The sequence below is a fragment of the Caldanaerobacter subterraneus genome, assembly GCF_004345675.1.
GTDB lineage: Bacteria > Bacillota > Thermoanaerobacteria > Thermoanaerobacterales > Thermoanaerobacteraceae > Thermoanaerobacter > Thermoanaerobacter subterraneus.
Genome location: NZ_SLWU01000008.1, coordinates 32441 through 46891 on the forward strand (window position 1 = coordinate 32441; position 14451 = coordinate 46891).

General features: G+C 37.7%; 16 protein-coding genes. 1 reads left to right on the forward strand and 15 read right to left on the reverse strand.

Annotated features, from left to right (window positions below; genetic code table 11):
* Positions 1 to 18: 18 nt before the first annotated feature.
* The 5 genes from rsmH to EV203_RS05060 all read right to left on the reverse strand — a co-directional run bounded on the left by rsmH (position 19) and on the right by EV203_RS05060 (position 4741).
* Complete coding sequence (gene rsmH / locus EV203_RS05040; protein WP_009611109.1) at positions 19 to 945, reverse strand: 16S rRNA (cytosine(1402)-N(4))-methyltransferase RsmH; 927 nt, start codon at positions 943 to 945, stop codon at positions 19 to 21.
* Positions 946 to 960: 15 nt separating this feature from the next.
* Positions 961 to 1392: a division/cell wall cluster transcriptional repressor MraZ gene (gene mraZ, locus EV203_RS05045; protein WP_011025873.1), complete on the reverse strand. Its 432-nt coding sequence runs from the start codon at positions 1390 to 1392 to the stop codon at positions 961 to 963.
* A 148-nt stretch (positions 1393 to 1540) separates the two neighbouring features.
* Positions 1541 to 2815: an EF-P 5-aminopentanol modification-associated protein YfmH gene (gene yfmH / locus EV203_RS05050; RefSeq protein ID WP_009611104.1), complete on the reverse strand. Its 1275-nt coding sequence runs from the start codon at positions 2813 to 2815 to the stop codon at positions 1541 to 1543.
* A gap of 3 nt (positions 2816 to 2818) precedes the next feature.
* Positions 2819 to 4084, reverse strand: a complete 1266-nt coding sequence (gene yfmF / locus EV203_RS05055; protein ID WP_132039424.1) for an EF-P 5-aminopentanol modification-associated protein YfmF — start codon at positions 4082 to 4084, stop codon at positions 2819 to 2821.
* A gap of 96 nt (positions 4085 to 4180) precedes the next feature.
* On the reverse strand, positions 4181 to 4741 hold the full coding sequence (locus EV203_RS05060; RefSeq protein WP_132039425.1) for a YhcN/YlaJ family sporulation lipoprotein: 561 nt from the start codon (positions 4739 to 4741) through the stop codon (positions 4181 to 4183).
* 142 nt (positions 4742 to 4883) lie between these two features.
* Here EV203_RS05060 and ychF point away from each other — a divergent pair, with 142 nt between their 5' ends.
* Entirely contained in the window at positions 4884 to 5975 is a 1092-nt protein-coding gene (gene ychF / locus EV203_RS05065) for a redox-regulated ATPase YchF (RefSeq protein ID WP_011025875.1), read from the forward strand.
* Position 5976: 1 nt separating this feature from the next.
* Here the strand turns inward: ychF and EV203_RS05070 are convergent, their stop codons facing one another.
* The 10 genes from EV203_RS05070 to EV203_RS05115 all read right to left on the reverse strand — a co-directional run bounded on the left by EV203_RS05070 (position 5977) and on the right by EV203_RS05115 (position 14429).
* The gene (locus tag EV203_RS05070) at positions 5977 to 6351 is read right to left on the reverse strand and encodes an SHOCT-like domain-containing protein (RefSeq protein WP_132039427.1); all 375 of its coding nucleotides are present in this window, start codon (positions 6349 to 6351) and stop codon (positions 5977 to 5979) included.
* Between the two features lie 10 nt (positions 6352 to 6361).
* Positions 6362 to 7330, reverse strand: coding sequence for a DUF4097 family beta strand repeat-containing protein (locus tag EV203_RS05075; RefSeq protein WP_132039429.1), 969 nt, complete (start codon positions 7328 to 7330; stop codon positions 6362 to 6364).
* A 13-nt stretch (positions 7331 to 7343) separates the two neighbouring features.
* Positions 7344 to 7706 (reverse strand): DUF2089 domain-containing protein, encoded by a 363-nt coding sequence (locus EV203_RS05080; RefSeq protein WP_011025878.1) that lies wholly within the window; start codon positions 7704 to 7706, stop codon positions 7344 to 7346.
* A 141-nt stretch (positions 7707 to 7847) separates the two neighbouring features.
* Positions 7848 to 8990 carry a tRNA uracil 4-sulfurtransferase ThiI gene (gene thiI, locus EV203_RS05085; RefSeq protein WP_132039431.1) on the reverse strand — a complete coding sequence of 381 codons (1143 nt, stop codon included), beginning with the start codon at positions 8988 to 8990 and terminating at the stop codon, positions 7848 to 7850.
* Between the two features lie 4 nt (positions 8991 to 8994).
* Positions 8995 to 10146 carry a cysteine desulfurase family protein gene (locus EV203_RS05090; protein ID WP_132039433.1) on the reverse strand — a complete coding sequence of 384 codons (1152 nt, stop codon included), beginning with the start codon at positions 10144 to 10146 and terminating at the stop codon, positions 8995 to 8997.
* Between the two features lie 13 nt (positions 10147 to 10159).
* Positions 10160 to 10426 carry a metal-sensitive transcriptional regulator gene (locus tag EV203_RS05095; protein WP_022587360.1) on the reverse strand — a complete coding sequence of 89 codons (267 nt, stop codon included), beginning with the start codon at positions 10424 to 10426 and terminating at the stop codon, positions 10160 to 10162.
* Between the two features lie 104 nt (positions 10427 to 10530).
* Complete coding sequence (locus EV203_RS05100; RefSeq protein ID WP_022587359.1) at positions 10531 to 11199, reverse strand: hypothetical protein; 669 nt, start codon at positions 11197 to 11199, stop codon at positions 10531 to 10533.
* 86 nt (positions 11200 to 11285) lie between these two features.
* On the reverse strand, positions 11286 to 12149 hold the full coding sequence (locus EV203_RS05105) for an MBL fold metallo-hydrolase (protein ID WP_132039435.1): 864 nt from the start codon (positions 12147 to 12149) through the stop codon (positions 11286 to 11288).
* A gap of 99 nt (positions 12150 to 12248) precedes the next feature.
* Entirely contained in the window at positions 12249 to 13424 is a 1176-nt protein-coding gene (locus EV203_RS05110; RefSeq protein WP_043884091.1) for a dihydrolipoamide acetyltransferase family protein, read from the reverse strand.
* Positions 13425 to 13430: 6 nt separating this feature from the next.
* Positions 13431 to 14429 (reverse strand): ATP-NAD kinase family protein, encoded by a 999-nt coding sequence (locus EV203_RS05115; protein WP_132039437.1) that lies wholly within the window; start codon positions 14427 to 14429, stop codon positions 13431 to 13433.
* Positions 14430 to 14451: the final 22 nt, after the last annotated feature.

Sequence of the window (14451 nt, forward strand, 5' to 3'; positions counted from 1 at the left end):
CTCCATTTCTTTTAGAACTCACAGTTTCTCCGCCACTCTAAGCTTTGCACTCCTCGACCTAGGATTTTCTTCTACTTCTTCCTTGGAAGGCAGAATAGGTTTTTTTGTGATAATTTTTATAACAGGCTGTTTCCCACAAGTGCACGGCAAACCAGGAGGACATGTGCAGGGATTTTCAAGCTTTTTGAAAGTATTTTTTACTATTCTGTCTTCCAAGGAGTGGAAAGTAATCACTGCTATCCTCCCTTTTCCCCTCAATACCTCCACCATATCTTCCAAAGCTCTGTCTAAATCTTTAAGCTCCTCATTCACTTCTATCCTTATGGCTTGAAAAGTTCTTTTCGCTGGATGAGGCCCTGTTCTTCGTGCAGAAGCCGGAATAGCTTTCTTTATAATCTCCACCAGCTGAGAAGTAGTCTTTATATCTCCCTTCTTTCTCTCCTCCACTATAAACTTCGCTATACGGGAAGCCCATTTCTCTTCTCCGTATTCCCTTATCACTCTCTCTAGCTCTTTTTCTGAATATCTGTTCACAACATCATAGGCGGAAAAAGGAGAAGTTTTATCCATCCTCATATCAAGAGGAGCATCCTTCATATAAGAAAAGCCCCTCTCCACTTCTTCCAGCTGGTAAGAGGAGACCCCCAAATCCAGAAGAATTCCATCAACTTTTTCAATCCCCAAATTTCTCAATATCTCTTTTATATTCTTAAAATTGTCTTTAATGTAAATCACATTTTTGTAATCTTTTAGCCTTTCTTTGGCAGCTAAAATCGCTTCTTCATCTCTGTCAATTGCAATTAATTTCCCAGTAGTAAGCCTCTTTAATATTTCCTCTGAATGACCTCCACCGCCTAAAGTTCCATCCACATAAATACCTTCTGGATTTATATTTAAGTGCTCTATCGTTTCTTTGAGAAGTACGCTTTTATGAACATATTCCATGCTCTCTACCCCAAATTATATGTTAAAATTATCCAAATGCTCTGCAATCTCTTCAAAGGACACATCTGTGCTCTTGGAATACTCCTCCCAAACTTCTTTACTCCAAATCTCAACCCTAGTAGATACGCCTATAAATATCACATCTTTTTCTATTTTTGCGTGTTCCCTCAAATGAGAAGGTATAAGTATTCTTCCCTGTTTGTCTACCTCGCATTCAACAGCCCCAGCAAGGAAAAATCTAGTAAAAGCCCTTGCATCTTTCTTGGTAAGTGGAAGAGTTTTGAGCTTTTCTTCTATATTTTTCCATTCATCCAGTGAGTACACAAAGAGGCAGTTGTCCAAACCTTTTGTGAGCACAAACTTTTCCCCTAATTCCTCTCTGAATTTTGCAGGAATTATGACTCTTCCCTTTGAGTCAATTGTGTGTTCGTACTGCCCCATTAACATGGCAAACTCCCAACTTTCCTTTCACATTCTCCCACTTACCACCACAATTCACCACTTAATATGTTATTCTATATAAAATCAAAAAATCCTGCTAAAATTTTATAAAAAAATAAAAAAACAGGTCTTTAGACCTAGAAGGTCCAAAGACCTATTTAACAGGGTATATGATAGACATCGCACTAGTTTCTTCATTTAAATGGCTTTCAACCCTCTCTGCTACATCCTTGAAGTTTATCTGATGTAAAACCGGTAAATAATCCATCAAATCTATGTCTTTCATGTACAGGTTTATAAAACTATAGGCTATGCTTTCCACCGAATTAAAAGTCCTGAGAAATTTTCCAATGTACTTCCTCTTTATTCTCTCAAAAGTCTCCCTGTCCAAAAAGCTTTTTTCTTTAAAAGCCTTAATAATAATATCCCTAACTTTGAGCGGGTCTTTTGACTGCCCACCTATTATAGTGTATCCATAATCTATCTCCCCCGTGTAATCAAAGCCAAAAGTGCTATCCACAAGACCTTCCTGATAGAGTTTTTCATAAAGTTCAGAACTCCTGCCGACAGCCATTTCTAATCCTATCTGCACTTCCAAACTCTTTTTCAATAAATTCCTTCCGCCAAAGCCCACATCTGTGTCCTTGAACGCCAAATTGAAAAGAGGAATAGAAACCTGCATATTCTGAACTACTTCTTTTTTGTGAACTTCTACAGGTTCATCTGGGTAAATCCTCTTTATTTCACCTTGTTTTTTAACTTGCCTTACATTTTCCTCTATAACCTGAAGAGTCTTGTCAACATCAATATCCCCTACAGCAAATAAGACCATATTTTCAGGATGATAAAAGGTGTAATAGCATTTGTACAAAATATCTTTGTCAATTCTTGAGATGGACTCAATAGTCCCTGCTATGTCCTTTTTCACAGGATAGACGTGATATAAAGCTTCCAAGGCGTTAAAATACACTCTCCAGTTTGGGTCATCCTGATACATCCTTATCTCCTGGGCTATAATCCCCTTTTCTTTTTCCACATTTTCATCCGTAAAATAAGGATTTTGCACAAAATGGACCAAAAGCTTTAAATTTTCATAAAAATTTTCTGTACTAGAAAACAGATAGGCAGTAGTAGTAAAATTCGTATAGGCATTCGCAGATGCCCCAAGTTGAGAGAACTTCTCAAAAATGCTGCCTTCTTCTTCCTCAAACATTTTATGTTCAAGAAAATGGGCCACGCCATCAGGAACTTCTGTAACATAATCATCGCCCGGTGCGATAAACTTGCTGTCATTTGACCCAAATCGAGTTGCAAATATAGCAAACTGCTTTGTATATCCTTTCTTAGGCATCACATAAACTTTAAGTCCATTTTCAAGCTCTTCAAACAAAATCTTCTCTCTGACCTTTTCATCATAAACCTGCTGCACTGTTTATGCCTCCTTTTTATTCCTCATGAAGTAAACCGTATCCAATTTCACTTTTTTAGATACTTCTACTACGTCTTCTTTACTGACTTTCTCTATTTTCTTTATGAATTCCTCTATTCCTAAATTTGTCCCTGCTATCTTTTGGGAAAGATAGTAGTCTGCTTTTGAAGTTGCATTGTCTTTTATAGCATTCAGCGAAGTGTATAAGGACTTTTTAGCAGATTCAAACTCATAATCCGATATATTCCCCTTCTCCATCTCTCCAACCTCTTTAAGGATTATATCAAGGGCTTTGCTGTAATTTTCCACTTCAATTCCTGAACTTATCACCATAAGTCCTTTAAACCTTTCAAGACGCGAATAAGCATAGTATGCAAGGCTTGCTTTTTCTCTCACATTCATAAAAAGTTTGGAAAAAGGTCCTCCTCCCAAAATAGTGCTGTACACCAAAAGAGAATAATACTCTTCGCTTCCTGGAGATACATTTGTCCTAAAACCTAATGTGAGCTTCCCTTGATTTACATCAAGCTCTTCTGTAACGTACTTTACTTCCTTTACTTCCTTTCTAACATCTGTAAAAGGAATTTCTAAAACCTCTTTTCTTCTTAAATTGAAATACTTCCTAAAAACTTCTTCGGCATATTCAGGATTTACATTCCCCACCACATATATATCTACTGGCAATGTGTCAATACACTTTTTGTAATATTCAAAAAGGTTTTTCTCGTCTATCAAGTCCAGGTCTTCCTTCTTACCCAATTCAAAAATTGCAAAAGGCTCTCCTTTGCACATTTCTTCATAGCAGCGGTCAACTGCATATTTGGTCTTGTCATTTATCCTTGACTCTATCAAATTCTTCTGCACTTCCTTCTCCTGTAACACATATTCCTTCAAAAATGCTCCATCCTGCGTAAAAGGTTCAAAAACCAATTCATACAAAAATTTTATCCCTTTTTCAAATACATTTTCCTCCACATATTCCTCCTGGGGCAATTCCAGTCTGTACTGCTGAAAATGCCTTTCTCCTTTTTTGTATACTGATACAGCCATAGTAGTGCCATAAAGCATTTCTAGATACTTTACCATATCTTTGTAAGTTTTAAGGGTGGAAGTCCCCCTTTTTAAAACAGAAGGTATAAGCGCATACCAAGTGGCTTCATCTCCCAATTTGTTCTGCACGTAGAGATTTACCGTCACCGTTTTAAACTTGTCCGTAACATCTAGGTATAGATTTATCCCATCTCCTAGCTCTTTATGTATAAGCTCCATCAGATCAACTCCTTCTAAAATAATCCAGATATTTCATCACACGATAATTGTATCACAAATTTGATAATACATAAACCCGGGGAAACCCCCAGGTTTTTACATGCCAGGAGAGATGCGTTTGATTATCTCAGAAATTTGCTTTGCAAACTCCGACACAGGTCTTCCTTCAGAAATTCCCCTCGCTATATTGTCAATCCTTTTATAAAGGTCCGGGTCAGCAGTCACATACACTCTTGTTATAGACTTATCTGTATCTTTTACCGCTTTTTCTATTTTCTTCTTTACATCCTTTTCGTGAGTTCCCTGAACCTTTGCCTTCATGTCCACTCCTACAAGAGCAGTCGTACCTGATATGACGACAGTAGCCTTATTGACTTCGGGAATTCTAGCCACACTTGCCGCAACCCTTGAAGCCCTCATGCTCTCTGTAGTTGGCTTTCTAACAGGCGCAGGTGTCGGAGCTGTAGGAGCTGTTGGCGCAGGTGTAGTATATCCCGGCGTTGGAGTAGCCTTTGAAGGTGCCGGCGCTGGCCTTGTAGGCGTAGGAGTGTACCTTGCAGGAGCAGGCTTTTTTGTAGCAGTCTTACACCCTGCCATTGACGTCAGAATCATTACACCTATCAGCAAAACGGTTATTATATTTTTTATCTTTTTCAATGCTATACACCTCCTCAAAATATATTTTTGCACGTTTATAAAAAAGTATTATGCTAAATTATGGAAAAGCATTAAAAACATTTGAAAAATTTTTATGAGTAATATATAATCCATATGTGTATAATTAATGGAGGGAGAATAAATGGAAATAGGAATTGTTGGTCTACCAAATGTAGGAAAGAGCACACTTTTTAACGCAATAACCAAAGCTGGTGCAGAATGCGCCAATTATCCTTTTTGCACTATTGAGCCAAATGTAGGGATTGTATCTGTCCCCGATGAAAGATTGGATTTTCTTGCTAAAATTGAAAATCCTCAAAAAGTAGTTCCTGCCACCATAAAATTTGTGGACATTGCAGGCCTTGTAAAAGGCGCAAGCAAAGGAGAAGGTTTAGGAAATAAATTTTTATCTCATATAAGAGAAGTAGACGCAATTTTAAACGTTGTGAGATGCTTTGAAGACAGCAACATAGTGCATGTGGAAGGGTCTATTGACCCCGTAAGAGATGTCGAGATTATAAACCTGGAGCTCATACTGGCTGATTTAGAGACTGTAGAAAGGCGAATGCAAAAAACTTCAAAACTTGCTAGAAACGATAAAAAAGCCGCCTTTGAACTTGAAGTTTTGGAAAAAATAAAAAATACACTGGAAGAGGGAAAGCCTGCAAGGGCAGTTCAATTTGATGAAGAAGAAAAAGCCGTAGTAAATCAGCTGATGCTTTTAACTTCAAAGCCTGTGATGTATGTGGCAAATATATCAGAAGAAGATTTAATCTTAAGAGAAGAAAATCTACACGTAAAAAAGCTAAGAGAATATGCATTAAAAGAAGGCTCAGAAGTTTTAGTAATAAGCGCAAAAATTGAAGAAGAGCTAGCAGCTCTTCCAGATGAAGAAAGAAATGAGCTTTTAAAAGAATACGGGCTCAAAGAGCCCGGGCTTAACAATATAATAAGGCACGGATATTCTCTTTTAGGACTAATTACATTTTTCACTGCAGGGCCTAAAGAAGTACATGCCTGGACAATAAAAAGGGGAACTAAAGCTCCTCAAGCGGCTGGGAAAATCCACTCTGACTTTGAAAGAGGGTTTATAAGAGCAGAAGTAATCTCCTTTGAAGATTTAGTCAAAGCAGGATCACAGGCAGCAGCAAGAGAAATGGGGCTTTTAAGGCTTGAAGGCAAAGACTATGTCATGCAGGATGGAGATGTTGTAGTATTTAGATTTAACGTGTAATCTACTCCAGGCTTATTTCCACATGTTCTCCATCCTCTTCATCGTATACATCCACGATTTTTCCTGTTTCTCCTTCTTCTATAGCTTTTAAAAGGTCATTAAAATTGATACCGTGCTCTTCTAATATGTCGCTGGGAGTAAATCTCCCGGCTATTCTCATGCCCCACGATAAAAGGCTGTAAGGTATAGATAAATTAACCTTCACTTTGTTGGTATTCATATCTGTTACCCTAATTTTAAGCCACCTAATTCTTCTATGGGGCCTCCTTATCTCCTTTTCTTCCTCTACTTCCAGAGCCTTAAGAAGTTCAGCCGCCTCCTCTGCTGTTATCTTTTTTTCTTCTACCATCTTCAAAATCCTCAATCTTTCTTCCATAAAACCCACCTCACTCTAAGGTAATATCTCCACTTACTGAATTTACATGAATTTCCAGTTTCTTTTCTGATTCTCTGTAATTTTTTGTATTTCCTTTTAAATAGTGCCTATTTCTTGTCGCCTGAGAGGTCCCTGGTAAATTTATGCTGCAATCCCCAGCTATCGTCTTCAATTTGTAATATACTCCCACATTTTTATCCTCTAATTTGACCTCAACATCTCCGTTGATAGTATCTATTTTCAGAAAAACTTTCTGCAAATCGACCTTAAGGTTGTGAATAGAGACATCCCCATTTACCGTGGAAATGTCCGCTTCTTCCAAACATACATCTTTTAAGTCTACATCGCTGTTAATGCTCTTTAAAGCTACTTTTTTCATCTTTAGGTCCTCAGCAGAAATTTCCCCATTTACGGTCTCAAGTTTTACTTCATCGCACTTGACAGCTGGAAGGTACACTTCGATCTCTGCTTTTTTCACTCCCTTATCTCCTACTATCTTTAAATAATTTTCCTCATATTTTACATCTAAGCCTCCCCCTCTGCTTCTTATTGCATACTCCACCTTTGTCCGGATGTAATCTTTATCCCACCTCTTCAAAGTTATATTGCCGTTTGCAACGGCTATCTTTAAAGAAATGCTTTCTCCAACATCTTTAAATTCAAAATCTTTCTCAAGCTTTTCTTCCCTCCCCTCCCAGATAAAATCCAATATCCTGTCAGCAATGCTGGTTCCAAAATCCTTTTTCTTTATTCCCTCAATTTTTTCTTCAATTTTATCAAGCCCTTTTTCTACTTCTTTCGGAATATCGGAAAGAGCAGTCATCCTTTCCTTAAATTTGTCTAATAAATTAAAACTACCTTCTTCCTGAAGATTCACTTCTCTTCTCCCTTCCAAAGCCTCCAAGAGAATGGCTGCTTCTTCAGCAGTAATCTTGCCCTCCTCCAGCATTCTCAATACCACCATTTTTTCCTCTTCCATTAAAAACCCTCCCTCATCCTTCTTTAAGAAGCTTTATAGCTTCATCTACAGTGATTTCCCCTTCTTCTAACTTCCTCAGCACCTCCTTCTTATCGACCACAGGTCTTCTTTCCACTTCATACCCTAATGCTGCAATCAAATTATCCAGTTTGTTCCTTATAGTCGGATACGACAGATTGAGTTCTTTTTCCATCTCCCTTATATTTCCTCTTGTCTTTATGAAAATCTCTAACAGCTCCCTCTGTTCCCTTGTGAGATAGCAAAATTTGCAAAGTTCAAATTGCCCCTCAATAGCAGTTCCACAGTGAGAGCACTCTAGTCTCGTAACCCTCATCTTTTCCCCGCACACAGGACAAATCCCTATCACTTCTTTCATAGGTTTCACCTCAAGTCATAAGCTTTGATTTCATTATAACACTTCCTTCAAAAATGTCAATATCAATTTTAAATTTTTTAATTTTATCTAGCTAAAAGTTTAATTTTTAAAAAATAAATTTGAGTCAGGTTGCAACCTGACTCAAATTTCTATTACTTCTTCTTCAAAATTGTCTATAAATTTTTGATAATCCATCTTCTCTTCTGCTTCTAAAACCTTCTCCAGCTTGGGCTTTGTAGCAGGATGTTTTGGAACGAATATGGTACAGCAGTCCTCATAAGGCCTTATGGAGATTTCGTAGGTGCCAATTTTCTGAGCTATATCAATTATTTCCCTCTTATCCATCCCAATCAAAGGTCTAAAAACAGGAAGTGAAACAGAAGAATTGGTTACATACAGGCTTTCAATGGTCTGGCTTGCCACCTGTCCAAGGCTCTCTCCCGTTATAAGGGCTAGAGAGCCATTCTGCTGAGCGATCTTTTCCGCTATTTTCATCATCATTCTTCTCATTATTATCGTCGTTAACCTAGCAGGGCATTTTTCGTAAATTTCAAGCTGCAAGTCAGTGAAGTGGACTACATGCAGTCGCATTCCCCTTCCATATTGAGAAAGCACTTTACACAGGTCCACAACTTTTTCCTTCGCCCTATCTGACGTGTACGGAGGGCTGTGAAAGTAAACAGCCTCTACTTCCACACCTCTTTTCATCATCATCCATGCCGCTACAGGGCTGTCAATTCCTCCCGAAAGAAGTACAGTCGCTTTTCCATTCGTGCCAAGAGGAAGACCTCCTGCCCCTTCAATAACCCCTGCATATAAAAAGGCTTTTTCCCTTATCTCCACATTAAGGAGCACATCAGGATTGTGTACATCCACTTTCATGTTTTTCACATTCTTCAAAACGGCTGCTCCTACTCTTCTGCTTATCTCCATGCTATTATAAGGAAAGGCCTTGTTGGGCCTTTTGGTTTCTACCTTGAAAGTCTTGCCCTGGTGACTTTTCATGAGATCTACAGCAGCTTTAAAAATTTCCTCAAGGTCAAGGTCAGCCTCTTTTGCCCTCGTTATCCCGACTATTCCAAAGACTTTTTTTAACCTTTCTATTGCCTCTTCAACATTTTTTTCGCACTCCACATAAATTCTCCCATGGGTTTTTTCGACTTTTACGCCATCAAAATCTCTTAGAGCGTATTTTATATTTTTTACAAGTGTATTTTCAAAAAAAGACCTGTTTTCTCCTTTCAATGCCAATTCTCCGTATTTTATGAGAAGTACGTCTTTCATTATTTTACCTCCGTTTAAATCTTCTTAAAAAGTCAACTTTTTTCTTCAAAATATCCACTGTGTAATCTATGTCTTCCTCAGTATTAAAAATCCCCAGAGAAAAGCGGATAGCCCCTTCTAGCAGGTCTCCTTTTAAGCCTATTGCTTTAAGGACGTGACTTCCTCCTCTCTTTTTCGATGAACAAGCAGATCCAGTGGAGACGTAAATACCCTCTTCTTCTAAAGCGTGTAAAAGCACCTCTCCTCTGACTCCACGGAAAGAAACGTTAAGTATATGCGGCGCGCCTTCTTCTACTTCAGGTCCATTCAAATGCACATCTTTTATTTCTGAAGAAATACCCTCCCACAACCTCTTTTTTAACCCCATGAGCTTCTGAGAAACTTCTTCTAAACTTTCTTTGGCCAGTCTGCTAGCAACTCCAAATCCTACAATACCGGGCATATTTTCTGTGCCAGACCTTATGTTCTTTTCCTGCCCTCCTCCAAATATTATGGGTCTTATTCTCACTTCCTCCGATAAATATAGCGCCCCTACTCCTTTTGGACCGTGAATCTTATGCGCACTTAAAGACACCATGTCAAGCTTCTGCTTTTTTACGTCAACTTCTACTTTTCCAGCAGCTTGTACAGCATCCACGTGAAATAAAATTCCCTTTTCTCTTGCTATCGTACCTATTTCTCCAATAGGCTCTATTGTTCCTATTTCATTGTTTACAGCCATAATTGAGATAAGTATTGTTTTATCATTAATAGCACTTTTCACATCCTCTGGGTGGACTCTTCCTTTTTTATCAACTTCAAGATAGGTAACCTCAAAACCATTTTCTTCTAAAAATTTGAGGACATTTAAAATAGAGGGGTGCTCGATGGTAGAAGAAATTATGTGATTGCCCTTTTTCTTAAGGCTTTCTGCCACTCCTATGAGAGCAAGGTTATTAGACTCTGTCCCGCCAGAAGTAAATATAATGCCTTCTGGTCTGCCGCCTATAAGACACGTAACATTTTCTCTCGCTTCTTTTAAGAGCTTTTCTGCTTGATAACCCTTTCTGTGAAGTGAAGAAGGATTACCATATTCCTCTTCTAAAACTTCAAGCATTTTGTCTATGACTTCTTTTCTCACTTTTGTGGTAGCGCTGTTGTCCAAATACACTTCCATAATCATCATCCCTTTATTTTGCAAATTTAACTAAAAGGTTAATAATTCTTTGCACATCTTCATAAGTAGCCTTTCCATCTTTACTGGCAAGTATACAGTCTTTTGCATGCTCCTGTATTATTGACATGCCTACTTTTTCTAAAGATGCCTTTACTGCTGCAATTTGAAGTAAAATCTCCTCACAGCTTTTCTCCTCTTCCACCATTTTTTCTATTCCAGCTATATGACCTTTTATGGTCCTTAATCTCATTAATATATCATTTCTCAAATTGTCCACCACTTGCAACACACCTTTCAATAAGTTTGTTTTCCTATATTAACTTTGCCATAAAATTTGCAAACAGTCAATTGTTATGTAAAAAAGCCAGCGAATTCGCTGGCAAATTAAGGATTTTGGTACATCTGTGGCGGCTCAAAGGTTGGGAAGGGTTTTTTGTAGAAAATGTCACAGACGTCTGTAGCAAACTCTTCGCAGGCTGCAGGTGTAGGACAGAATCCGTAAGAAGGCACTAGCAATTGCACATCCACTGCAGATTTTATTATGATCCAGACGCCTATTATGACCTCTACAGTAGTAGTTACCCCTACATTCACTTTGCCGTATAAACCTTCTCCCATTGCTTCGTACTTCATTATAGCTACATTTGGATCAGGTACATAAAGCACGATGTCTTTACTAAAAGTAGTAATATTTCCCGGCAATGTTTGTGTTGTACCATCAGGGTAATTTATGACGACATCAAAAGTTACCTGGAAAGTCGCTTCAACCCTTGCAAAACCAGGTCTTTCAGCGATAGGAGTTATCACAAAGCCTGGCGGCTCTACAAGGGAAATTTTTATATTTGTTATCTCACCAAAAGTAGGTGTCAAAGTAGTTAGTGTTGGGACAAAAGTAATTGGCGGTATATTATCCAGGCACAGCCTTTGAGAACAAGCATCGTATATTTTAGTGACTTCTATGCAGGCAATTTCTGTAGGTTCCGGAAGTTGCCCTGGTTGTACTGGCCCTGGCACTATCTCCTGCTGTCCTAACAGCTTTCTAGTAAAAGCCATATTATTTCCCCCTTTTTATCTTTGAAAAGCTTAGCCTTCTTCTACTACTACAATATACGCAGATAAAGGGGGATGTGTTACAATTGTCAAAATTCAAATTTCATTCCCGTATGAAGGGGAACAAATCTTTCACCAAAAGCCTTGTATAGCTCTACCTGTGCTTTAAAGCCCGTACAATGACCAGCAGAAATAAGTTCTATGTCAAATTCTTTTAAAGCTTGCACTGTCTTTGAAATTCTTTCCGAAGAAGCATCAATTAAATGAAGCCCTCCAATTATAGCCAAAATTTTATCCTCTCCAGTAAGTTTTACAGCTCTTTTTGTTATGTTTACAATTCCAGCATGACTACAACCCGAAATTATCACAATCCCTTTCCCCTTTATATTTGCCACAAAAGATATGTCATCCTTCATTACATCTTCTACAATTCTTCCATCTTCAGTTATAGTTTTTAGAGAAATGCCAACTTCTTCAAAGTCTGTGACCCTTTCAACTTCACCTGTAGTTATAACCCCTGGCATTATTTCTAGAGGATCTCTTGTCAAAAACAAGCGTCCCCCATTCTCTTCTATTTTTTCTTTTATACCTTCCCTCATTACACCTACATGTCTTATAAATGGATCTGTTATGAAATTTAACCTAAAAATATCAGGATGAGCAACAACAGACACTTCTTTTTTGCCAATTAATTCCAATACCTCAACAATCCCTTGAGTATGGTCATAATGGCAGTGAGTCAAAACAATAGCATCAATCTCCTTAAAAGAAATCCCCATTAGCTCCATATTATGAGCTATTGCCTGGATGTTTTGCCCTACGTCTATTAGTATATTTCTTTTCTCCTTTCCATATGCCTCTACAAAAAAGCAGACACCATGCTGCCCTAAAAAAGGACTTTCATATAGCACAGAATCTTCCGCTAAAACCGTAATAATAAGCTTTTCTAACATAAGGGTTACACTCCCTTCAATATGTTAACTCTAATTATATCATAGTTTTTAAAATATAAAAGAAGCGAGCCTAAAATACATGGCCCGCCATTTAAAGATTTAAATAAGCATGGATACAGGATTTTCCAAAATTTTCTTTAGGTCGAGCAAAAACTTAGCAGCAGTAGCTCCATCAATCAGTCGATGGTCGAAAGAAAGACTAAGTTTCATTGTGTGCCGTATGACAATATTGTCTTCTATTACCACTGGTTCTTTGTATATTTTGTTAACTCCTAATATAGCACTTTCTGGAGGATTTATAATAGGAGTAAAGCTATCTATTTCATACATTCCTAGGTTAGTGATAGTAAAAGTACCACCTGTTATTTCATCAGGAGTTAGCTTATTCTCTCTTGCTTTTTCACTTAGTTCTTTAATCTCTTTTGAAAGTTCTAATAAAGATTTATTTTCAGCATTCTTCACCACAGGAACTATTAATCCATCCTCTAATGCCACTGCAATTCCTAAGTTGATGTTAGGATTTTTAATTATTTCATCTCCCTCAATAGACCAATTTAAAACAGGATTTTTCTTTAATGCAATAACACAAGCTTTTGCAATCAAATCAGTGTAGGTAAATTTATGTTCTCCAGATTTGTTTAAATTCTCCCTTAAATTAACAAGTTCTGTCACATCTACTTTGATGTTTTCCGTCACATGAGGAATCTCTGTCCAGCTTTTTTTCATTCTTTGACTTATAGTCCTTCTCATAGTGTCCATTGGCACTCTTTCTGCTTTTTTGAGAATCTGTTCTTCTCTTAAAGCTATTTCCTTTTCAGTTTTCTCTGGTAAAGTACCAATTTGCTTTTCAGAAATATATCTCTTTACATCTTCCTCTGTAATACGACCTCCTGGACCAGTTCCTGTAATCAGAGAAAGGTCAATATTGTGCTCTTTAGCCAATCTTTTAGCCACAGGAGTAGCTTTTATAAATTTCTCTTCTTTTTCTTCTCCTTTAGTTTCTCCTTTCACTTCTGAACCTAATTCCAATTTTTCTCCTTCTTGCGCAATTATCCCTATAGGAGCTGCCACAGGGACTGTTTCTCCTTCTTGTACTAAAATTTTGGCCAAAATTCCATCTGCAGGTGCTTCCACTACATTAGTTATCTTATCCGTCGATATTTCTACTATCTCTTCTCCTTTTTTTACCTTTTCCCCTTCCCTCTTTAACCATCTATCTACTCTTCCTTCCGTCATAGTAAGCCCCAGTTTAGGCATTACGACGTTCACTGGCATTATTTTTCACCTCTTTTCAAAAAATCCTTTTTGTTGAGCAATTTCAAGTGTTTTTGTAACATTCACTCTACAAGGTCCCTTTCTTGATATTCTAAAAATCAATGTCTCTCCTTTTTTTACAATTATTTCTCTTTCCCCATCCAACGCTATTGTTCCCGTGTCTTTTACTTCATAAACATAATCCACATCGTTGTCTATTTTTTTAAACTCTTTTATCCTAACCTCCTCTACAACGCCCGGAGCAACAGGTGCCAGCACCCTCTCCGGGCTTTCTCCAATTTCAACCCATATGCCTCCTTCTTCCTCTTCAGAAAGTGTATACTTATATCCCACAATAGAAGAAAAACCTATATTTTTAGGATGGGCTCTTGTCACAAAGATATCAGTAATTGTCGAAATATTCCATATTGCACGAGTGCCTATAAATTTTTCTTTAGACACCACCGCGTCAATTAATGCAATATCTACAAGCTGACCTTCTCTATATATTTCGATTCGTTTATCTTTTTTACAAAAAATTTCTCTATCAAATTTTCCCGATGCTACTACTGCCGCCACAATACCCGCAATTGTACCTTCTAACATGAGAGGATAAACATTGTTTGTCCCTGTTGAAATAGGCAAAAGCGGCGTTTCATCTATCGCTTTTGCTATGACTCTATTGATACCATCTCCTCCTAAAGAAACGATACATCCGACTTTTAATTCTTCCATCTTTTGCGTAGCAACAAAAGTATCTTTGAAGCTTGCAGTAACAGGCATTTTAAGTATTTCTACATCAGTTTTTAATTGATTTAGATAGCAGAGATTGTTCACAGCTTTATATCCAATTTCATAAGTATCTGGCATTATATATATTTTTTCCACTCCAAATTCTTGTGCAGCTGCTATTATCCTTTCAACAATATTCACTTTTTCATAATTGTCAATAACCGTGGCATGAGCAACCAGCCTTCTAATGTCTTTTCCAGATGCAGGGTTTGCGATTATTCCTATTGTTTTCATTTTTTCCTCCTTCTTACGGGCA